This is a genomic window from Jutongia hominis, from assembly GCF_014384965.1.
Lineage (GTDB): Bacteria > Bacillota > Clostridia > Lachnospirales > Lachnospiraceae > Butyribacter > Butyribacter hominis.
Genome location: NZ_JACRSW010000015.1, coordinates 1 through 21222 on the forward strand (window position 1 = coordinate 1; position 21222 = coordinate 21222).

Annotated in this window: 21 protein-coding genes; 19 read left to right on the forward strand and 2 right to left on the reverse strand. The window is 37.0% G+C overall.

From position 1 onward, the window contains the following. The first annotated feature begins 16 nt into the window (after positions 1 to 16). The 5 genes from H8700_RS12410 (at position 17) to H8700_RS04450 (ending at position 3332) form a co-directional block, all read left to right on the forward strand. Entirely contained in the window at positions 17 to 136 is a 120-nt protein-coding gene (locus H8700_RS12410; protein ID WP_408610847.1) for an AgrD family cyclic lactone autoinducer peptide, read from the forward strand. Positions 137 to 199: 63 nt separating this feature from the next. After that, positions 200 to 1645 (forward strand): hypothetical protein, encoded by a 1446-nt coding sequence (locus H8700_RS04435; RefSeq protein ID WP_006859580.1) that lies wholly within the window; start codon positions 200 to 202, stop codon positions 1643 to 1645. Positions 1646 to 1733: 88 nt separating this feature from the next. Next, entirely contained in the window at positions 1734 to 2666 is a 933-nt protein-coding gene (locus tag H8700_RS04440; RefSeq protein WP_055195968.1) for a hypothetical protein, read from the forward strand. A gap of 19 nt (positions 2667 to 2685) precedes the next feature. Further along, complete coding sequence (locus H8700_RS04445; RefSeq protein ID WP_226947687.1) at positions 2686 to 2883, forward strand: hypothetical protein; 198 nt, start codon at positions 2686 to 2688, stop codon at positions 2881 to 2883. A gap of 104 nt (positions 2884 to 2987) precedes the next feature. After that, the gene (locus tag H8700_RS04450) at positions 2988 to 3332 is read left to right on the forward strand and encodes a helix-turn-helix domain-containing protein (protein WP_006859583.1); all 345 of its coding nucleotides are present in this window, start codon (positions 2988 to 2990) and stop codon (positions 3330 to 3332) included. A 24-nt stretch (positions 3333 to 3356) separates the two neighbouring features. Here the strand turns inward: H8700_RS04450 and H8700_RS04455 are convergent, their stop codons facing one another. Beyond that, a complete protein-coding gene (locus H8700_RS04455; RefSeq protein ID WP_055195970.1) occupies positions 3357 to 3590 on the reverse strand; it encodes a hypothetical protein in 234 nt (77 codons plus the stop codon). 248 nt (positions 3591 to 3838) lie between these two features. Here H8700_RS04455 and H8700_RS04460 point away from each other — a divergent pair, with 248 nt between their 5' ends. From H8700_RS04460 to H8700_RS04525, 14 genes are all read left to right on the forward strand, one after another. Further along, the gene (locus tag H8700_RS04460; RefSeq protein WP_118507328.1) at positions 3839 to 4051 is read left to right on the forward strand and encodes a helix-turn-helix domain-containing protein; all 213 of its coding nucleotides are present in this window, start codon (positions 3839 to 3841) and stop codon (positions 4049 to 4051) included. Between the two features lie 192 nt (positions 4052 to 4243). Then, a complete protein-coding gene (locus tag H8700_RS04465) occupies positions 4244 to 4567 on the forward strand; it encodes a helix-turn-helix domain-containing protein (protein WP_005602820.1) in 324 nt (107 codons plus the stop codon). A 651-nt stretch (positions 4568 to 5218) separates the two neighbouring features. Then, on the forward strand, positions 5219 to 5641 hold the full coding sequence (locus tag H8700_RS04470; protein ID WP_021923717.1) for a hypothetical protein: 423 nt from the start codon (positions 5219 to 5221) through the stop codon (positions 5639 to 5641). 8 nt (positions 5642 to 5649) lie between these two features. Beyond that, entirely contained in the window at positions 5650 to 5973 is a 324-nt protein-coding gene (locus H8700_RS04475) for a hypothetical protein (protein WP_055225167.1), read from the forward strand. Further along, positions 5945 to 6112, forward strand: coding sequence for a hypothetical protein (locus H8700_RS04480; RefSeq protein WP_156337705.1), 168 nt, complete (start codon positions 5945 to 5947; stop codon positions 6110 to 6112). The genes H8700_RS04475 and H8700_RS04480 overlap by 29 nt, the downstream gene beginning before the upstream one ends. A 5-nt stretch (positions 6113 to 6117) precedes the next feature. After that, on the forward strand, positions 6118 to 6504 hold the full coding sequence (locus H8700_RS04485) for a type II toxin-antitoxin system PemK/MazF family toxin (protein WP_006859319.1): 387 nt from the start codon (positions 6118 to 6120) through the stop codon (positions 6502 to 6504). 83 nt (positions 6505 to 6587) lie between these two features. Further along, positions 6588 to 6836 (forward strand): DUF6870 family protein, encoded by a 249-nt coding sequence (locus tag H8700_RS04490; protein ID WP_021923722.1) that lies wholly within the window; start codon positions 6588 to 6590, stop codon positions 6834 to 6836. Between the two features lie 126 nt (positions 6837 to 6962). Beyond that, positions 6963 to 8660 (forward strand): recombinase family protein, encoded by a 1698-nt coding sequence (locus H8700_RS04495; RefSeq protein ID WP_055195972.1) that lies wholly within the window; start codon positions 6963 to 6965, stop codon positions 8658 to 8660. Position 8661: 1 nt separating this feature from the next. Continuing rightward, the gene (locus tag H8700_RS04500) at positions 8662 to 10383 is read left to right on the forward strand and encodes a recombinase family protein (protein WP_055195973.1); all 1722 of its coding nucleotides are present in this window, start codon (positions 8662 to 8664) and stop codon (positions 10381 to 10383) included. Continuing rightward, on the forward strand, positions 10376 to 11899 hold the full coding sequence (locus H8700_RS04505; RefSeq protein WP_007889590.1) for a recombinase family protein: 1524 nt from the start codon (positions 10376 to 10378) through the stop codon (positions 11897 to 11899). The genes H8700_RS04500 and H8700_RS04505 overlap by 8 nt, the downstream gene beginning before the upstream one ends. Positions 11900 to 12010: 111 nt before the next feature. Further along, positions 12011 to 13957 (forward strand): DUF3427 domain-containing protein, encoded by a 1947-nt coding sequence (locus H8700_RS04510; protein WP_330606292.1) that lies wholly within the window; start codon positions 12011 to 12013, stop codon positions 13955 to 13957. Between the two features lie 159 nt (positions 13958 to 14116). After that, positions 14117 to 14527, forward strand: coding sequence for a (deoxy)nucleoside triphosphate pyrophosphohydrolase (locus H8700_RS04515; RefSeq protein ID WP_249303742.1), 411 nt, complete (start codon positions 14117 to 14119; stop codon positions 14525 to 14527). A 113-nt stretch (positions 14528 to 14640) separates the two neighbouring features. Continuing rightward, positions 14641 to 16401 carry an endonuclease NucS domain-containing protein gene (locus tag H8700_RS04520; protein ID WP_249303765.1) on the forward strand — a complete coding sequence of 587 codons (1761 nt, stop codon included), beginning with the start codon at positions 14641 to 14643 and terminating at the stop codon, positions 16399 to 16401. Between the two features lie 371 nt (positions 16402 to 16772). Further along, positions 16773 to 19493, forward strand: a complete 2721-nt coding sequence (locus tag H8700_RS04525) for a M64 family metallopeptidase (RefSeq protein ID WP_249303776.1) — start codon at positions 16773 to 16775, stop codon at positions 19491 to 19493. A 119-nt stretch (positions 19494 to 19612) separates the two neighbouring features. Here H8700_RS04525 and H8700_RS04530 read toward each other — a convergent pair whose 3' ends face one another. After that, the gene (locus H8700_RS04530) at positions 19613 to 21103 is read right to left on the reverse strand and encodes a methyl-accepting chemotaxis protein (RefSeq protein ID WP_249303783.1); all 1491 of its coding nucleotides are present in this window, start codon (positions 21101 to 21103) and stop codon (positions 19613 to 19615) included. Positions 21104 to 21222: the final 119 nt, after the last annotated feature.

Below are 21222 nucleotides of genomic sequence, written 5' to 3' on the forward strand. Positions count from 1 at the left end.
GCAGGTTAATAAGAAAGTGTTGAAGGTTGTAGAACGTGTCATGAGAAAAGAAGCTGTATATGGGATAGATGGATTTCCACCTGCGTGTTTAGGAATATGGCATCAGCCGAAACGTCCGAACATTAAAAAAAAATAAAAGGTTATTGAAAATAATGTTCAAATTGTTGTACAAAATAAGCTTAGAAAGGCGGGAATTGATATGAAAAATAAATTTATAACAACAGTGGTTGCGACAGCATTGGCATTAACAATGACATTTTCATTGGCTAATGGAATGGATGTTAAAGCAGCAGAAATCACAGAGGATTCTTTAGTCGCAGCAGAAGATACTAATGTTGGAAATGAATCGGTGGATATCCAGCAACAGGAACCTGTAGAAATTTCAGAATTGGAAACAACCGAAAATAATGACTTATCGAAATCGTCAGAAAGTATTACAGTAGATGAAAGTATTGCAGAGGATATTTTGGCTACACAAGCTGATACTGCGGTTGTAGTCGGTACGGTTAGTGACTATTTGACAGCAAAGGGCGATGCAAAACTTTATAATATTAATTTGCCAGCAGGGGTATATTTGCAAGCACAGTTAACAACGCCTGCTAATGCAGATTTGGATTACGATTTGTATTTATTGGATGCAGAAGGCAATATTTTAACGGGCTCAGATTATTATACTTATATTAATGGCACCGCAGGTACATTGCCGGAAGCGTTAGGCTATATAACATCAGGTGATACAGCAACATATTATTTGTATGTATTAGCATCTGAGGGCGGAAGTGTAAGTGAATCATTCACATTGGATTATTCAGTAAGTACAGCGTGTGATTCTTATGAGATTGACGAGTCTGTAAGACAGGCATTAGCATTTACATATGGAGCAGGAGGGGCTTATATTGAATCAAGAAATTTAAGTTCTCCGATTGATAATGATTGGTATGTAATTACAGTGCCAAGCAGTAGAATTTATGACAAATTAAAAATTTCTGCTACTACAGCTTCAACAAATACCTGTTCTGTAGAAGTATATCAGAATGTTGCATCAGAAGGGTATCAAATGAAACGAGTAGGCAGCGGAAACACTATTTCTGTTTCGTCAGGAAAATATTATATTAGAGTTTCCAATGCAAAAACTATGGAGAATTTTGATGATTTGGACATTCAGAATTATAAATTGTCTATTACTCCTATTTTGAAGGCTACAGGTATTGTTATAACTGATCTTAAAGGTTCAGAAGGGTTAAATAAGGTTGTTAATTATCCTGGATATGGAGCACATTTCAGAACGCAGGGATCTGGAACATTAACTGTTTATGGAGTGCTGACAGCAACAGACAGTTCGACGGGTGTAACGTATGCAGTTGGGGGAGAGCAGATTAACGGATTATATTATAGTCCGGCATGGGAGGCTAATAATACCTCTGCGAATGCAATAAGGCGAGGTACAGGCACTACAGATTCAAGTGGTAAATTTGAAATTGATATTTCTTTACCACCTGGAATTGGTGTATATTCGTATTATGGTTCAACATCCACTCATTATTTTGATATATGTGGAGTTTCTGTATCGCCAAGTGATGATAGTAGCATAAGTGCTTCAGAGACTATTTTCCATTTGGCATATACTATGTATCATCCGTTTTAATGTGTAAATTGTAACTAAGAAAATATAAAAATAGGTTGTCACACGATTTGGTGTGTCAACCTATTATGCAAAATACAGGAGGGTTAAAATGAAGATAGCTACCCAACATTATCAGGACAGCGTGATCACTCCGTATGGTAATAATCACTGGAATGGAAAAGAGAAAATTGATATTTCCAAGGAAAAAGATGATGCGGTTATTCTGGAAATAAGTGCAAAAGGTAAAAGAGCAATACAGCTAAAAGAGAAAAACGAATTTGAGCAGGATATTGTTCAAGTGGATAAAAGTGCAGATGATTTACCAGCATATTCAGGAATGTATGATGTTGACAAGACGATATCGTCTTCTCTTGAAAATTGTAGCAAAGAGGAACAGGGATTTGTATATGATATTATCCGCGAAAATTTTCTTATTGGAAATGGCAGCTCTATGAGTGAGGAGGAGCGTCAGGCTAATATATCATTAGGAATGAAAAAAGCGGAATATGCTGCAAATAATTTTATATCAGAAGATAAAAAAAGTTCCTTTTTGGATGCAATGGAATCTATAGCAAAGCTGGCAAGTGCCGGAAGGATGAATGCAGATGGAAATATGGATTACGGGGTAAAAAAAGGAAATTATTTAGGACATGGTAGTAATCTTGTTTACACTACAGATGGTCTTGATATGATGAGGTCAATGGATTCAGGTGCATATGATGAATATCAAAGGATCAGTAGAGAAAGTAGTAATTCTGATAGACAGCTTAACACTTTAAAATACTTGACAAATTGGTATTCTAATGCTGTAACGAAAAATCCGCATATGGTAGAGAAATATGAAGCTAAATCGGATGAGTATATTGAAAAAAATGTAAAAAATCAAAAAGTAGATTCAACTTTTTCGGATTTGAAAACAGAAAGTAAGTCTGCTTTTATTGAAAGTTTGAAAGCATTTCAAGCACAGAATCCTAATTTCTTATCCAATATCGTTAATAAGGAATTGTCAAGAAAGTATTGGGCATATGGTATTATCGCCTAAGGGTGAGGATAAATATGAGATGAAGTATGTTCCGGAAGATTTTGACAGGTATGATCAAGGATTTTTTGGAAGAGCGAAACCAGAATATATTATTGTTAAGGGAGAGTGTTTGGAAAAATTAAAACAGCAAGGGTATGAAATGGACTGTTGGCAAAAAGGTATTCCGTTGGCGATAAATAATAAACATCCTGATAGCATAAAATTAAAGGGATTTTGACAGAATATGCAAAATATTACACGAAAATGTCAAAGGATTACAGTTTACCAAAACCCATAATAGTTTCTGATATAATGCGATAAGTCAGAAAGGATGATGGGGCTATGGGGAAAAGAGAGCACATATACGAAATTATTGCAGAGAATATCAGAAAAGAACGCAGAAGGCTTGGAATTACGCAGGCAGAGCTTGCAGAACGGGCGGATGTATCATTGGATACTATCAAAAGTGTTGAAAATGGCAGAAGGGCAATGAGTCTTGATACATATTTGAATATTGTTCATGCATTGGAGTCATCGCCTACGGTTCTGATGAGCCAGCAGCACCCAGAAAAACACATTGAGCGTTTTGCATTTATGATGAATCGGTGTGACGAAAGAGAAATAGAATTTGCATTACATATGATTGAACAAATATTAAGAGGACAGGAAGATTATCTGAGTGAATAGACGGGTAGTTATCCTGTCCTTTGTCTATGACTCTTTTGCAAATTTTTCAGCGAGATGGTATATGATTTCTTCAATGGTGGGAGTTTCATTTTCACATGGAAAGTCTGTCCAGAAGCGTTGCATTTGTGGATCAGGGCTTTTTAAAGCAATAGAAACTGCCCGCCCAATTTCCTGTTGGACTTCTTCTTTTGTGATTCCTTCTTTTTCGGCAATGATTTTCAAATATTTATCAACAGAGTATGTGTTTTTATCATTCATAGTGTTGTTGTGAATCCTTTCTGAAAAGGGTATCTGCGGGCAAATTGTCAGGTGATTGAATTGTCCCGGTTGAATACCATAAAAGTAAAACAGATAATCCGTTCTATATTACATAATAACCTTGAGAGCTGTTTTCTATGCAGATTATGGCTATTTTCTATTCTATCATATACATACAGTATGGTGCATACACGCACCATATCATTATAGGACACTCTTGCGTAGAATACAAGGAGGAGGTCTTTGTAATGATAGTATATGACAGGTTATGGATTACACTCAAGAAGAAAAATGTTAGCCAGTATGCACTAATTAAAGATTATGGAATAGATAAAGCACAGTTACAGCGATTGCGAAAGAATATGGTCGTAAAAACGGTAATCCTAAACAGATTATGTTCCATACTTGATTGTAAGATAGAGGACATCATGGAGTTTGTGCCGGATGAGGATATTAAGTAAAGAGATATTTCCAAAATGTAATGAGAGTTTGGAAATATCTCTTTTTTAATCCGCAAATATTTATATTCTTGGTATTAAGGTGTACAATATTCCACCTGAAATAGCTGGTTTAGTCACTCTTACAAAAGATTCACTTACGGTACAATGAATACAGCTTAAGCAAATATATAAGGTGCCGGAAAAGAGTGGAAGGTGTACTACGATATTGTTAATAGTGGAGAAAGAATAAAAGAGTTGCGTGCGGCAAGAAGAATGACAAGACAGCAGCTTGCCGAGCAGATTGGATTGTCAGTGGATGCTCTGCGGAAAATTGAAGCTGGTGTAAATGGAGCAAAAATAGATACGCTGATTAGTATTGCTGAATTGTTTCATATAACGTTGGATTATCTTGTGTGTGGGTGTGAAAGAAAGGCAGAAGTCGATGATCTGCTGGTTGGTCTGAAGGAGAAGGAAGTACAGTTTATCCGGAATATGGTATTAAATGCCGTTGACAATATGAAGCTTCTGACAGAATAAAAAAGTCGGATTGCATTTTTGATAATGCAGTCCGGCTTTTTTTATAAGGATTTGGAACAGGTGGGAGTGTTACTCTTAGTTCAAAAGAGTGTCGGTTACTGTAGAAGATGCGTGGTGTCAGTTATACTTTGTTCAGGTTCTGAGAAAAGAACCGTTGAATATTGAAAACAGAATAGGACACGCATATCCCACGAGCTTATATCGCCTTGTCTATGACAGGGTGGCAGAATCCCATTTCGTGCGATGACTATCCTCAGAGCTGTAGCCGATTATGAGAAACGTAACAGCAGGAGCCTTTAAGGATAAGAGCAGAGGGTTGTGCCTACCGGGTTAGCAGCCGGAGGTAATGAGATAATAAGTGCACCTGAATTTCAGCAAAACGCATTTTCAGAGAGTGGCTACTTTCGTAAGTCCAGATGGGCAGGAAACTACGAAGTGATTGTGGCTGGCAAAGGATATGTTACCCGATACGGGGATGGTTAAGAAACCGGGAAGATAGTATTTTATCTTCCCACACAAACTGATTTATGGTCACCGACAGAAAAGAAATGTTTAGGTGTGATGGTGTGGAGAGTACAGATAAGTCAGCTTATGTGAGGAGATAAAGTGCGCACAGTATCAAATCAATATTATTTATAAGGAGATTTTAAGATGGAAAGAGCAATTATATATTGTGCAAAAACAGGATTAGAGGCTACAGATCATTTTGTGCCGGAGCTGCTTGAAAAGTATTGTAAGGATAATGGCTATGAAATTGTAGCTATGCTTTCAGAGCCTGCTTCTACAGAAGGAGTTTCATTTCCGATGAAATATGCCTTTATCGGTTTAAATATGGAGGAAGATGTTAATACAATCATAACACTTTCAAAGGATATGATTGGTGCAACAGATGAGACCGTTATTGATACACTTGGAAAACTCAGCGAATATGATATCTATGTGGAGGATATTAATGGAGAACTTGAAGAGTGTTATGAGATGATGTACAAAGAGCCTGTTCAGGAAAGTGATATAAGAGGGCTGGTGCTTGATACGGTATCAAAGTTCTATCATAACATCAGGGACGGCAGATAGGAGGCAATATGCAGGATTCCAGAGAAAAAAAGCAATGTCTGATATTTGTAAGGAATAATGCAAATGATACAGCTGACCGTATCGAGGCATATGCAAAAAAGTCCGGCATGAAAGTTGTTGAGACAATTTTTAATACAGATAAAAAAGCGGTTGAACGATTAAGATATTATATTGAAAGAGATGTCATTATCTGTGTGCTGGTAAGAGATGTGGTAGACATTTCAATGGAACTTAATGAGATTAAAGCTGTAATGACACTTGCAGCGGAACATGGAATCAGTATTAATGCAGAGAGCAGGGGCTATGAACCTGCTCTCATTTCTTATGAATGATATGACAGAAGAAAATAGAAAATTAAAACTGATTATATTTCCGGGCGAAACAGTAGTGATTGATGAATATGGGAAACGGATTGTTGCCTGTCCGACAGAGGATGAGGCAGAAGAATATATCAGGGAACAGGAGGAATGACATAGATGAAACTGAACAGGGGCGACATTGTTATTGCAAATCTGGAGTCAGTAAGTAAAGGGAGCATTCAGAAGTATACAAGACCTTATATTATTATCTCAAATAACAAAGCAAATCAGTATTCACCGGTTGTCACAGCAGTAGCCATGTCCACAAAAACATGGAAAAAGAAATATCTGCCAACCCACTGTCCAATACCGGCTGCAAAGGTAAAGGTTACTGACACAGATTTTGAGGTATTTGACAGTATGGCATTATGTGAGCAGATTGTATCCATTGATGTAAATGTCCAGATTGAGAGGGTAGTTGCTTCAATTTCAGATACAGAACTACTTGATAAGATTACAGAATGTGTAAAAATCCAGATTGGGGCATATGAAAAGTACAATTAAATATTACCGGGGCATTTGCTCCGGGTTACATAGCCACCTGTATTTTATGGGTGGCATTTTTACTGAAAGGGGGGATAGATTTTATGACAGCAGAAGAATACAGAGCACTATTAGATGTGGATTTTAACAATGTAAAAATAGAAGATCTGACTGATATTAGAAAAATTAAAATAGATAAAAATCAGCCACAGAGTAAGAGGCAGGCACAGTTCTTAAAACAGGTGGGAAATCCATATATGCTGCGTCGTGGAAGTATGATGATTAAGGTAAGCTTTGCGAATAATGGACTGTCGATGGAACAGGCATTTGAAAATCTGCTTTTGAATGTCTGAAAATTTGTGGTGGAATTTCAAAGTGATATGTGCTATGATGTTTTTGGTATAAAAATTCTAAATTAGTGCATATCACCTTATTGAAAAGTTATCTTCTAACTTAAACAACAATAGGAGGATGTGCATATGAGTCAGATAAGTCAGATCAAAAAGATCTATCATGCAGCCATCTATGTTCGTTTATCGAAGGAAGATGGCGCTGTTGCTTCACATGAAAAAACTGAGAGTAACAGTATCGCAAATCAGAAATCACTGATTAGAGATTTTCTCGAAAACAAAAATGATATTGAGGTTGTGCAGGAGTATGTTGATGATGGTTTCAGCGGCTCTAATTTTGAGCGACCGGCATTCCAGATGATGCTTGAAGATATTAAGAAAGGCAAAATTGATTGCGTTGTCACTAAGGATCTGAGCAGATTCGGAAGAGAATATATAGATTCAGGTATGTATATTGAGCGATTATTCCCTGCTATGGGAGTAAGATTTATTGCAATCAATGATGGTATTGATTCCGGAGAGGCAAAGTCGCAGTCAGATGAGATTATTATTCCATTCAAAAATCTTATTAATGATGCTTACTGTCGTGATATTTCAATTAAGATACGTTCACATCTTGAAATTAAGAGAAAGCAGGGAGATGTAATCACGGCATTTGTGCCATATGGATACAAAAAGAATGATAAAGATAAGCACAAACTGGAAATTGATGTATATGCAGCAAATGTTGTGAAAGATATTTTCAGAATGAAGTTGCATGGAAAAAGTCAGGATGCAATTGCATGTGAACTTAATTCATCAGGAATACTTCCACCGGCTGAGTATAAAGCAAGCACAGGAAGCAATTATCAGACATGCTTTAAGACAAAAGAAAAGTCGGAGTGGACTTCAGTCATGGTAAGGAGAATCCTTACAAATGAGGTTTATATAGGTAATCTCGTACAGGGAAAACAGACAACACCGAATCACAAGGTCAAAAAGACCATAATCAAAGAAAAATGCGAATGGATAAGGATTGAAAAGAACCATGAGCCGGTTATCACGGACAGGGATTTTGAAGTAGTACAGAGATTGCTTGCAATGGATACAAGAACATCACCGGACAGAGAGGAAGTTTATCCGCTGTCAGGGGTAGTTACCTGTGGCGGCTGTGGGATTCCCATGGTAAGAAAAACTTCAAAAGTGGGTGGTAAAACTTATGCCTATTATCTGTGTGCAACCCATAAGGATTCAAAGCAGTGCAGTTCCCACAGAATTTCCACGGATAAGTTGGAAGAAGTGGTGCTAGAGCTTTTACAGACACACATTGATAACATGATTGACCTTAAAAGAATTCTTTCTTTTATCGGCAACGTGCCGTTTCAGCAGCTTGATATGAAAAAGCTTGAGGAAAGGCGTGAAAAGAAACAGGCAGAAGTAGACAGATGTGCAGATCTCAGAGGAATGCTTTATGAGGATATGAAGGATGGTATTATTTCAAAGGAAGATTACAAGGAACTTCATGCAGCATATGAGCAGAGAAAAAAGAATGCTGAGATTGCTATTCATCAGATTGAATTGGAAATGGATGATGTGTTGAATCGTAAGAGCAAAGGCTTTGTATGGCTTGATTATTTTACGGAACATAAAAACATTGAGAAACTCACGAGGGAAGTGGTTGTATCTCTTATCCGTGAAATAAAGGTATTTGATAAGAATCACATTGAAGTAGTGTTTGACTTTGATGACTGCTACAAGGAATGTCTTGATGTAATAGAAAGTCAGGGACATTTTGTTGAAGTGGACAGTACGGGAAAACTGAATATCAGATTAAAGGAGGCTGTGTAGTATGGCAAGAAAGAGTAGAAAAAATACGCCGATTGCAGTTGCAGAGCCAACTGACAATCTGACAACAAAAGCAGTTTTAAGCCTGGATAAGGAGGCAAAACCATATCAGGTTGGAATCTATGCGAGACTTTCATTCGAATCAGAGGCGAATAAGGAAAGAGATACTGTAGATACACAGATTGCATATATCAGAGAGTTTATTAATGGGCAGGATGATATGGTAGAAGTTTGTGTGTATGCTGATATATCTGTTACAGGAACAACTTTTGAAAGACCGGAATTTGACCGTATGATTCATGATATCCGGGCAGGCAAAATCAATACTGTTATTACTCGTGATCTTAGCAGACTTGGCAGAAATTATGTGGAAGCAGGCAACTACATTGAGAGGGTATTTCCTTTTCTTGATGTGAGATATATTGCTATCACAGATGATTTTGATACTGCAAGACCGGGAACTGATTTATCCGTACCGTTTAAGAATATTGTGAACGAATATTATTCCAAAGACCTTTCAAAGAAAGTAGAGACCGGAAAGCATAGTATTTGGGCACAGGGCGGCTTCAGCGAGGGAACGCCACCATATGGATATTACAGGGCTACAGATGGTTCAAGAAAGCTTTTGATTGATGAAGAGGTATCTGACAATGTAGTTAGAATTTTTAATATGTTTTTGGATGGGAAGGGATATGCTGGTATTGCAAAGACTTTGCAATACGAAGGAATTCTTTCACCTCCGAAATACAGATTCTATAAGTCAGGAAAGATTGAACTTGCTGAAAAAGCAAGAGAATGGCACTATTCGCATGTAAAAGAGATACTCCAAGGGGAATATTACATTGGAAATATTGTTCATGGAAAGCAAAGGAAGGCTCTTGATACCGGGAGAAAGAATGTTAAAACAGATGCATCAACATGGCAGCGAATAGAAAATGTTCATGAACCAATAATTGATAAGGACACTTTCTACAAAACAAGGGAGAGAATGGAGCATATCAAAAAGAAGCATTTAGAAGCATCAAAACCTAAAGCTGATGTTCCAAATAAGCCGGATAATATTCTGGTATATAAAACAAAATGCGCCTGTTGTGGAGGCAGTGTATTGATTGGCAGGCATCACACTTATTCAGAAAAGTTCTATTATAAGTGTAAGAACCGTAGAAAATTAGCTAGGCTATGTGAAAATAAGTACTCTTATGATTATTCTGAGGTTATGGATAGTGTTTTTTCTGTTATCCGTCAGCATATGAGTTTGTGTGTTGAGAAAACAAAGTTTGTTCAGAAGATGAACAGCAGAAAAGAGAATGTTCTTCAATATGATATTTATACCAAGCAGATAGCAAAACTTCAAAATGATGTAAGAAGAATTACCGCTAACAAAAGTGGTTTGTATGAAGATTATAGGGAACAGTTAATCACTGCGGAAGAACTGTGCCAGTATCAGAGAGAATATGAAAGCAGAGTAAATGAGATTGAAGCGCAGATTACTGAATTGCTTCATCGAAGAAGTCTGTATGAAAAAGAATTTCATATTGATGAAGGATGGGAAGAAACTGTCAATAAATATATGGCTAAAAGAAAACTTACAAAGGAGCTTGTGGATGCTTTTGTATCGGAAATTGTTTTTTATGATGGCAATATAGAAGTTAAGCTCTTGTATGATGATTTCCTAAAGGAGTTGCTTAAAGTGGCAGAAGAAAGAGAGGTGAGCAGCAATGGATAAGACGATAGCTCTCTATATGAGATTATCAGATGAAGATGACAACTTGGCTGCTCATGAGGAAAGTAACAGTATTTCCCATCAGCGAAAGTTAATGCTTGATCATATCCAGAAACTGCCTGAACTAAAGGACTGCAACATAATGGAATTTTCAGATGATGGATATTCCGGAGCAGACTTTAGCAGACCTAATTTTGTAAAAATGATGGATCTGGTAAAGGCTGGTAAGATTCAGGTTATTGTGACGAAGGACTACAGCAGACTCGGACGAGATTATCTTGAAGTTGGTAACTATATGGAATGTATATTTCCGGTTCTTCAGGTAAGATATATCAGCGTGAATGATAATTACGATTCTGCTAACAGCTTTGGTTCAACCGGAGGTATGAGTGTTGCACTGAAAAATCTTGTGAATGCATTGTATTGTAAGGATGCATCAAAAAAGGTAAGAGCCGCTAAGGCAGTGTTGGCTAAGCAGGGAAAGTACATTGCTGCATTTGCTCCTTTTGGATACCAGAAAAGTGAAGATGATAAGCATATGTTAGTGCCTGACCCAGTAACAGCACCTGTTGTCCAGCTGATATTTGAACTGGCTATTAAAGGCATGAAATACACCGAGATTGCAAATTATCTGAATAATAATGGATATGATAGCATATTTGAGTATTACCAAAAGATTGGAGTTAAGAGATGTTATGAAAGGGATATTGGTGAGCACATGTGGAGTGCCAGTACAGTAATGGAGATTTTATATAATGAAGTCTATATTGGTTCTGTAATCAATAACAAGACGGCTGATAATATTGATACCGGTCATCAGGTTGTGCAGAGAGATAAAGAGGACTGGATAATTGTTGAAAACTGTCATGAACCATTAGTTTCTGTGGAAGACTTCAAGCTTGCTCACAAGATGATAGCAAGACGAGAAGTGACGAAGAGAAAACCAAATGGAAAGTGGCGTAAATCGTATATTCGCTGTGGAATATGTGGTAAGGGACTTTATAAATACGGAAATAAATCCTCATACAGATGCCACAACGGTCATGTGTCACGTATTAGAGGTGAAGAACTTGAGGCGACACTTCTAGACATTGCTAGAAATATGGCATTGGCTCAGTTGCAGGAATTTGAGTTGAAAACTGATGGCGGTAATTGTCCAGATAATCTTGAAAGGGAAATCGAATCACTTAAAAAGTCAAAGGCACACTATGCAAAGCTAAAGTTTGAGATATACGATGATTATACAAAAACAAATATCACTCGTGATCAGATGGCAAAAAAGACTGCAGAAGTTAAGCAGAAAATCGCAGAGATAGAAAGTCTGATTACAGAGAAGCAGGAAACACTTGATATGCAAAAGGATCTCTTTCTTGATGCAAAGCAGGAACAGCTAACAAAGCTTAGTAAGTTGGATGAGTTTGATGAAGAAGTAATCAGATATCTCATTGATTATGTGTTGGTGTATGATAATGAGCATATTGAAATCAGATGGAACTTTGATGACTTTCAGGCTGGATGATGGTATAATCAGTAGTAATAGCGAGAAAACAAAATTATAAAGAAGTAACATGGGGAATCTTGCTAAAGGTTCCCCATTGATAAAAAAAATTAATTTTTTTTTGTTTCTTACTTGACACGAGCAGAAGCTCATCACAGTTCTGCCAATACCTATCAAAAAGTAATGCAATATTTTAGACCACGTTTGTTTTTAGGTATGACGGCAACACCGGATAAGCGAACGGACAATGATGCAAACGATAATATATATGAAATATTTCATCACCAGATTGCTTATGAAATTCGTCTGCAACAGGCGATGGAAGAGGATCTGTTATGTCCGTTTCATTATTTTGGAATTACAGATTTATCGGTTGTGCAGGATACGAAAGCAAAGAATATTTTGGAAGAAGAGTTTAATAAACTTATATGTGATGAGCGTGTGAAACACATTATTGAGCAGTCAGAGTATTACGGATATAGTGGCGATCGCGTAAAAGGATTGATTTTTTGCAGTCGTAAACAGGAATGCAAAGAATTATCGAAGAAATTTAATGATCTGGGTTATCGCACAGTAGCACTTAGTGGTGAGGATTCAGAAGAAGTAAGACAAAATGCATTTGAGCGATTAGCAATGGAGGAAGGTGAACAGACGGATAAAACAAAACCGTTAGATTATATTTTCTCTGTTGATATATTAAACGAGGGTGTAGATATTGTTGAAGTAAATCAGGTTATTATGTTGCGACCAACACAATCGCCTATTGTTTTTATTCAACAGTTAGGAAGAGGATTACGTAAAGCAAATGGCAAAGAATATGTTGTAATCCTTGATTTTATTGGTAATTATAATAATAATTTTATGATTCCGGTAGCATTGTCAGGAGATCGTTCTTATAATGCCGATACGATTCGTAAATATGTGATCAGTGGAAATAGAACCATTCCAGGGGCTTCGACAATTCATTTTGATGAAGTAGCAAAGAATAAAATATTTCATTCGATTGATCGCATTAGAGGGATAAAGTCAATTATTCGTGAAAGTTATATTTCGCTTAAAAACAGACTTGGGAGAACTCCACGTCTATATGATTTTTATAGTAACAATGAGGTAGATCCATTGGTTATTATCAGGGAATATAAAACATATTATGGATTTTTAGAAAGTATGGAGAAAGCGAATTATTGTTGCACATTGACAGAACAAGAGAAGTTGATCCTTGAATATTTATCGAAAACAATATTAAGCGGAGTGCGTCCTGAAGAACTCGAAATCCTTCAACTGTTATTACATCAAAATGCAATTTCTATAGAAACTTTTCAAAAAATATATCAGGAAAAGTATCGTAAAAATATTATGGAGGATCAGGTTAATTGTGCACTAGGAGTATTACAGGGAAAGTTTGTAAGTAATGAGAAGGAGTATCAAAAATATGAAACTATAGATATGATATCGTGTGATCAAACAAGCCGGATTACCAGAGTGTCTAAGTATGGGGAACTACTTAGAAATGTTGAATTTAGAAGTCAGGTGGAAGATATTATCAAAGTAGGGTTGGCACGTTATCATGATAAATTTATGAATACAAATGAAGTTGTTTCACCATTTGTATTGTATGAAAAATATTCGAGAAGAGATGTAAGTTTGTTGATGAATTGTGGAAAAGATTTGTCATCCGTTATGTTTGGAATGAAGCGTATTCAAGAAGACGTTTTTATCTTTGTTACATATCATAAAGAGAAGGCAGAAGATGAACGCAATTATGTAGACGGTAAACCGGATTATGCGGACGTATTTGAAGATAATATGATTTTTAAATGGGATTCCAAAATCGGAATGGGTATGGAAAGTACTTATATGAAAGATGTCATAACAGCACCAAGAAAACATTTATTTGTAAAGAAAAGTGATGCAGAATCAAACTTTTATTATATGGGAACATTTGATATTATAGATGTAAAAGAAGCTCGTAAGGAAGATAACAAAGGAAAATTAAAACCAATCAGTAAGGTGGTTGCCAAGATGCATCATCCGGTAAGGGATGATTTACTATGTTATATGCAAAGTAATATCGAATAGAATCATACAGAGGACAAAAGGCGGGTAGCAAGGAAGCGATTTTGGCTATTCGTTAAGACCGAAATATTTTCGTTTCCCATATATAAATGCATCAGATAATAGAGCATTATTATAAGATAAAAGAAATGAATTGAGAATACACTACAAGGAGTATACGAAATGAAAACAATAAAGGTAGTTGCTGCAGTGATCCAAAGACAAAAGAATGATAAAAAAGAAATATTTGTAACCCAGAGAGGATATGGAGAATTTGCAGGCGGCTGGGAATTTCCGGGTGGAAAGATAGAGGAAGGTGAGACACCACAAGAAGCATTGATCAGAGAAATCAAAGAAGAATTGGATGCAGATATTCTGGTTGGAGATCTGATTGATGTGGTAGAATATGATTATCCAAATTTTCATTTATCAATGAATTGTTATTGGTGTGAATTGAAATCAGAGCATGTAGAGCTAAAAGAGCATGAGGATGCTAAATGGCTTGTAAAGGAAGAACTTACTACCGTTGATTGGCTACCGGCAGATATTACGTTGGTAAAGAAGATAGTACAAAGTAGAAAGGCATTCCCATGACAAACTCCACCCCTTCAAACCAACCCCTCCCCACCCCTTTCATCGAAGCCCTCTACTCCCAAGAATTCCCTGACACCATGTCCTTTGACGCTATTTCCGCAAAGCTGGATTCCATGGGATCACATCCTGCGATCGCGCAGCTAAGACAAAAATTTTGCTATCAAGTGGCATTTGTGCTGACAGATGGCTTTACGCAGTATGAGCAGATATCTTTGGAAATGGAAGAGGGCTCTTTGCCGAAATCGTTTTATGAAAATATCAAAAAGCTGGATGCAGTATCAACCGACAGCTTTTTTTTCGAGGCATTTTGGTCTTACTTGCAAAAAGAGTACAATAAGTGCAAAGACAATATTCATAAGCTTTGTCATGTGCAATGGAAGCAGGATATTTTAAAGGAAGATCAGGTGCTTGATTATCTTTTGGTTCCATTTCAAAATGCATCGGATGAAATCTGGAATTTTATCATGGATGAAGTAAATAGTATGCAATGTGAAGAAGGAATACCGGAGTTTTGCAAGGCGCTTTCTTTGTATTACCGCAGTCGTGACAATGATGTGATAATAGAGGGATTGCTTGCATTTATGCGGAAGTTTCCGAACTATCGTGCTCCAAATGAATTGCTTGGATATACATACTATAATATGGCAATGTGGAACAATGCAATTGCTTGTTTTGAAAGAGTGCAGCAGGAATATTATTTCTTTCACGAAGACATTTACTGGATGCTAGCCTGGTCGAATGGCAAGATTAAAAATTATGCAGACGAAGAGAAATATTATCGGATGAGCTATCAGCTTGCTCCTGATATTCCATTTACTTTGAATAATCTGGGATATTCTTTGTATAAACAGAAAAAGTATTTAGAAGCGAAAGAGCTGTTCGGACAGTGCCTGTATGCGAATAAAGATCTGCCATATGCTGCGAATAATTATGTGCGTGTTTTGATTGCACTTGGTAGAAATGCAGATGCAAAGAAATTCGTAAATTCTAAAAAATTTAAGATTGCAAAAGCGATTCAGGAGAGAGTAAAGAGACTGGATGATCACAATGTCCGGCTAAATAAAAAAGATCTGTCGGTCAAGTCCGATACAATTATAGAATCTGATTCCGATACTGCCGATCTTTTTGGAATAACTTCATCAGAGGATGAAATAAAACGTTGTCAGCAGCTTTCGAATGAAATGCAGCTAGAGGATAAAACAAAATACCAGCGTTTTTCTAATGAAAGATCACCATTAGAAGGTGAAATAAACCATCAACAGCATCCGAATGAAAGACAGTTAGAGAGCAAAACAAATCATCACCAGCCTTTGAATGAAAGACAATTAGAAGCGACAGCAAAACACCGGCAGCCTTCGAAAGAAGTGCAGTTAGAGGATGAAGTAAAACATCAGCGTTTTTCTAATGAAAGGTCATTAGAAGGTGAAATAAAACATTCCCAGCCTTTAAATGAAAGACAGTTAGAAGCTACAGCAAAACACCGGCAGTTTTCAAAAGAAAAACTGTTAGAAGAAGAGCTGACAGCTAGAATAGAAAGCGGGATGCAGGTATTTGGGAAACATCTTAAAGTCTATAAACGCAAAGGGGAATATGGACGACAATATAATATTCCTGTAGGAAGACTTGATTTATTATGCGAGGATGCAAATGGAAATTTATATGTTGTCGAATTAAAGAAGGATAGTGGATATGACGATGTGTATGAGCAGATTACACAGTATCTTGCATGGTTTGAACAAAGTGAAAAGTTCAAAGGAAAGAAAGTATATGGAATTATTTGTTTGAATCATCCGACACAGGAACTTCTTTCAAAAGTACATGCCGATAAAAGAATCAGAATATTTGAATATCAAATCTCGTATACAGAGTTATAATCTGATTCTTGTAACCGGTTCAGAAAAACAAGCTTCCCCGATTTATAAGAAACCTGAATATTTCACAGACAAAACATGAAGTATTCAGGTTTCTTAAATTTTTGGGATTTTTGCATTATAAAGCGTTACATTTGACACATTTTAGTGTATGGTAGATGAATACGATTATTATGTTTTATAGTGTATAGCAAAAGAGACAAAGAAAAGTTGACAGTATATTATTCAAAACTGATATAAAAGTATCAAACAAATATCCCCTACACTCCGGTAATTCATCCCGGCTGATAAAAATGATGGAAGGAAAAGGTATCTTTATAAGAAACTGTTAGATAAATGGGGGAATAGTCTGTTATAAGATACCGGGTAGAAAAATGAAGAAACATGTAAAACGCTTAGAAGCCATTATGCTTGGAATAACGATGCTTTTTTCTATGCCATTTTCCGGTACGGCAATGGCAGCAGGCAAGACAAGTGCGAACCAAATGACAGGCAAGACACATACTGCTCAGACAACAGCAGTTGAAGATGCAGAATCACCAAAAACAACATTTCCGGTTCATGTGATCCATAAGACAGGAAATGACAAGGAAAATTTTGTCATTGTGATCATGGGGGACGGATATACGGCACAACAGCAGGACCAATTTGTGAAAGATGCGACTCAAAAGGCACAGGGAATGCTGACATGGTCGCCTTATAAAGAATATTCTGATCGTATCAATATTTATGCAATACAGACCGTTTCAAACGAAACCGGGATAAGCGAATATGGCGGAAAGAGTGTAGATACATATTTTCACCTTCGGCTATTTGGAAAAGCGATTGGATTTTCCAATGGTGGTGATCAAAAAGCGAAAGATTTGAGGGAGGAAATGGAAAAAAAGTATTTAGACGCAGGAGCCAGTGTTGGAACAATTCATATACTTTCCAATACAAATGGCGATTTTGGAGCATCGATCAATTCACTTTTTTCATTTTCAACGAATTCAGAAGATAACAGCAGTGGTACTGCTATGACTCATGAGGTTTCTCACAGTATTGGCGGTCTGGGAGATGAGTATGAGCGATATACCAATAAGCCAAATACTTCTGCCACTTCTGACGCAGATAGTATTAAGTGGAGTAAATTGCTGGGCTTTCGGGGAACCGGGATCACAATGGCCGGAACCGAGACAGCGTTTGCACCAAGTCGTGAATGTATGATGAGATGGGCAGGACAGCCTTTTTGCGAAGTATGTAAAATGGAGCTGGCAAGAAAATTAAATAATACGGATTATGTCAGTTGTCCTCAGAAGTTATATGTAGCTGATCCGGAGATTTCAACCCCGCATAGTCGAACCGGTACACTGGATCGTGATAGCGAAAAATACAGGATTAGTGAGAAAAACATTACAAAAGCAAATGAAAAAGATTTGGAATTTCGTACTGTTGTGCAAAATATGGTCAATCAGGAACAACATCTGAAAATGAGCTTTAGTATTAAAGATGCAAATGGTATTACGATCAAATATCAGGAAGAAAAAGAATTTACAATACCGGCACTTAGTAATTGGTATGATCCGGATGCAGCGCGAGAGTCTCTTTCCATTGTTTTTAGCAATGTCTCAGGTTTGGTCAAAGGTGATATATTAGAGGGAAAAGTGATTGATATTGATACAGGAAAAGTATTGGCCACAGATAAAACAGCCGGGCAGACCTGGAATACAGTCAATATTCATTATCAGTTGAAGAATGCAGATGGAACAAGCAGTGTGATCCCGGATGCAGCAACAGCTATGGTATATGTACCTGCAAATACAACATATGTTTTAAGAAAACCGGATCTGTCGGATTATACTTATGTGGGAAATAGTGTGAATCAGGACCGGATTACTGTGACAGAAGCAGAAACCGATGTTACATATTATTATCAGAAAAAGAAAGATTCACAGGTAACACCAGGCGAGAATCCGACTGTGTCCCCAACAATTGCACCAAGTGCTAGTACAGTACCGACTACATCACCAATGGTTACACCGGGAGAGACAGCACCGCCTGCATCCCCAACAGTCACACCGGGAGAGACAGCACCGCCTGCATCCCCAACAGTCACACCGGGAGAGACAGCACCGCCTGCATCCCCAACAGTCACATCGGGAGAGACAGCACCGCCTGCATCCCCAACAGTCACACCGGGAGAGACAGCACCGCCTGTATCACCAACGGCTACACCGGGAGAGACAGCACCGCCTGCATCCCCAACAGTCACACCGGGAGAGACAGCACCGCCTGCATCCCCAACAGTCACACCGGGAGAGACAGCACCGCCTGCATCCCCAACAGTCACACCGGGAGAGACAGCACCGCCTGTATCACCAACGGCTACACCGGGAGAGACAGTTCCGACCGTATCGACAAAAGCCACAGAGCAATCTAAGGATGGACAGAGTGTAACAATATTGGCAAATAAGAATACGTCACAAAAGAAAGCAGAAATCCTTGTTATAATAAAGTCTTCTTTTGCAAAGAAATATGCAAAGAATAATTATAGCTTTGTAAAGAGAGCGATTGAAAAAGTAGAAAAGGAGACTGCGAAGCAGAGAAGGAAGGTTGTTATAAAAGTTAGATTTAAGATGCAAAACAGAAAGAATCTGAGATGCAGATTAGATCGCGCAACATTGCATTATTTGACAGATAAAAAGATCCGGGAACTACAATGGGACAATGGAAATATGCGACTCACACTGGATTTAAAGGCTTTGAGAACGATTAGGAAACAGACCGCAAAAGAGGTGTCCTTGACCCTTAAAAAGATAGGTTCTAAAAAAATTCTGTCAAAGATAAAGAAAACCAACAGAAAACGTTTTGCGTATGAGTTTTCTATTATAGATGCAAAGAAGAAAAAAATAAGTAGTATCAAAAAAGGGAAAATTACGATAGAACTCGGTTATCAGCGATCACATACAGATAAAAAAAGTAAGATGTACGTATATCAAATGAATAAAAACGGATCTGCTGTTAATATATTAAAATCACACAATGATGTTAAAAGAAAGAAGATACGATTTTGGGTAAATCATCCCTGTAGAGTTGTGATTGGTCGTAAGATATAATGTTTTAGCAATAAAAGAAAAGGTATCATGAGGCAGTAAAAACGATTCATGATACCTTTTTTAAAAGACGGATTTTATATCATAATGGCAGAAGTGCCATAAAAGTGACCGATGAAAGATTAGACATTTAGTGTTGTCAGATCTTTTGTCATCTGGTCAAGTTCTTCAATGATTCGACCAATCTCGGCAGTTGTTTTTGTGTTTTCGGAGGTGATTTCATAAGTTTCGTTTGAATGAGCAGTAACTTCTTCTGTAGCTGCCGATATTGTTTCTATACCGGAAGCAATAATATTATTTGCGTTAGTAAGTTCTGCAACAATGGATTTCATTTGTGCTGCTTCTTCATACACCATTGTGGTTTTATCTGCGATGGCTGAAAAGCTCTTTGCCGTGTTGCTTGCAGCTTTATTTTGCTCCTTTGCATTTTCAATCATTTGAGCAATAACACGAATCACTTCTTCTAATTCTTTAGAAATATTTTCAATTAATGTAGTAATATCAACTGTTGCATCTTGTGTTTGAGTAGCAAGATTTGAAATCTCGGAAGCAACAACGGAAAATCCCCTTCCTGCTTCTCCGGCTCTGGCTGCTTCAATACTTGCATTTAATGCAAGTAAGCTGGTTTGTGTAGTGATATTATCGATTAATTCAATGATAGAGTGCATTTGAACGGTATATGTGTTAAGTTCTTCAAGCTCTTTTGAAACATTTTCATTTGCATCATTAGATATCTTTGTGCGATCAATTAGTGTATCAATATTTTCACGGGAAGAATTTAATTCAGCACGCGTATCCTCTAACGCTTCTGTCATAACAGAAGATCTGTTTTTGACTTGTTCTATTGTATTCTGAATCTGATTTGTTTTTTCCAGCTGTAATTGGATCGATTCAGCAGTGTCTGTTGTTCCTTGCGTAACTTCCTGCATTGATGCCATTGTATGATTGGTAGATGCTTCCAGTATATTCATCTTTTCGGAAACAATCCCTATACTTGTTGCAAGTTGTTTTGATGCAGCCATGAGCTGATTCATCATATTTGAAATTTGCTCTTTATCCTGCTCCATGGTTTTTAGTTTTTTATCATTAGAGGTATTGATATTGTTTGCACTCACGATCAGATAAAGAGAAAACAGAAGATAAGATGCAATTCGGATTTCAATATTCGGCAAATCATTAGATGTGTAATGATTGGTGAAAAAGCCATATACAATCTGAACAATATTAGCAAGAAATGTTGCTGACATATAAAGTGCACTCAATCGGGGACTGCCATAACAGATTAACAATGCTGCTATAAGCAGAGAATAGACATATGCTACCGGTGAAAATGTTGTAAAAATGATAAAACAATAAAAAATACCAAAGCCGATTGGCAACATGATCTTGATCTTTTCAGATTCCGGGTTGTGTTTGTATTCTACAACGGTTACAAGAAAAGGAAGTAACGCTAAAATACAGAAAATAATATAATAGGAAATGGTACGGCTGCCTTTTAGAACTTCTAGCAGATAACATATGACAAGAATAACATTCATTAATCCATAGCCTAGCAATATAGAAATATTAGATCTTTTGATATCAGAATAGTTTTGAAAATTTGAAATATGCATTTAAGTGCCTCCTCCTTATATAAATAAAATTTTTATAAATTATATCATATCGAGAAAAAAGACACAAGGTAATCTCTTGAGGATAGTGTTTTTATTGAATTTATGACGCGTAATATGCT

Coding starts and splice junctions, on each gene's coding strand:
- H8700_RS04435 (WP_006859580.1), top strand. CDS start 200: ATGAAAAATAAATTTATAACAACAGTGGTTGCGACAGCATTGGCATTA.
- H8700_RS04440 (WP_055195968.1), top strand. CDS start 1,734: ATGAAGATAGCTACCCAACATTATCAGGACAGCGTGATCACTCCGTAT.
- H8700_RS04445 (WP_226947687.1), top strand. CDS start 2,686: ATGAAGTATGTTCCGGAAGATTTTGACAGGTATGATCAAGGATTTTTT.
- H8700_RS04450 (WP_006859583.1), top strand. CDS start 2,988: ATGGGGAAAAGAGAGCACATATACGAAATTATTGCAGAGAATATCAGA.
- H8700_RS04455 (WP_055195970.1), bottom strand. CDS start 3,590: ATGAATGATAAAAACACATACTCTGTTGATAAATATTTGAAAATCATT.
- H8700_RS04460 (WP_118507328.1), top strand. CDS start 3,839: ATGATAGTATATGACAGGTTATGGATTACACTCAAGAAGAAAAATGTT.
- H8700_RS04470 (WP_021923717.1), top strand. CDS start 5,219: ATGGAAAGAGCAATTATATATTGTGCAAAAACAGGATTAGAGGCTACA.
- H8700_RS04475 (WP_055225167.1), top strand. CDS start 5,650: ATGCAGGATTCCAGAGAAAAAAAGCAATGTCTGATATTTGTAAGGAAT.
- H8700_RS04480 (WP_156337705.1), top strand. CDS start 5,945: ATGAACCTGCTCTCATTTCTTATGAATGATATGACAGAAGAAAATAGA.
- H8700_RS04485 (WP_006859319.1), top strand. CDS start 6,118: ATGAAACTGAACAGGGGCGACATTGTTATTGCAAATCTGGAGTCAGTA.
- H8700_RS04490 (WP_021923722.1), top strand. CDS start 6,588: ATGACAGCAGAAGAATACAGAGCACTATTAGATGTGGATTTTAACAAT.
- H8700_RS04495 (WP_055195972.1), top strand. CDS start 6,963: ATGAGTCAGATAAGTCAGATCAAAAAGATCTATCATGCAGCCATCTAT.
- H8700_RS04500 (WP_055195973.1), top strand. CDS start 8,662: ATGGCAAGAAAGAGTAGAAAAAATACGCCGATTGCAGTTGCAGAGCCA.
- H8700_RS04505 (WP_007889590.1), top strand. CDS start 10,376: ATGGATAAGACGATAGCTCTCTATATGAGATTATCAGATGAAGATGAC.
- H8700_RS04515 (WP_249303742.1), top strand. CDS start 14,117: ATGAAAACAATAAAGGTAGTTGCTGCAGTGATCCAAAGACAAAAGAAT.
- H8700_RS04520 (WP_249303765.1), top strand. CDS start 14,641: ATGGGATCACATCCTGCGATCGCGCAGCTAAGACAAAAATTTTGCTAT.
- H8700_RS04525 (WP_249303776.1), top strand. CDS start 16,773: ATGAAGAAACATGTAAAACGCTTAGAAGCCATTATGCTTGGAATAACG.
- H8700_RS04530 (WP_249303783.1), bottom strand. CDS start 21,103: ATGCATATTTCAAATTTTCAAAACTATTCTGATATCAAAAGATCTAAT.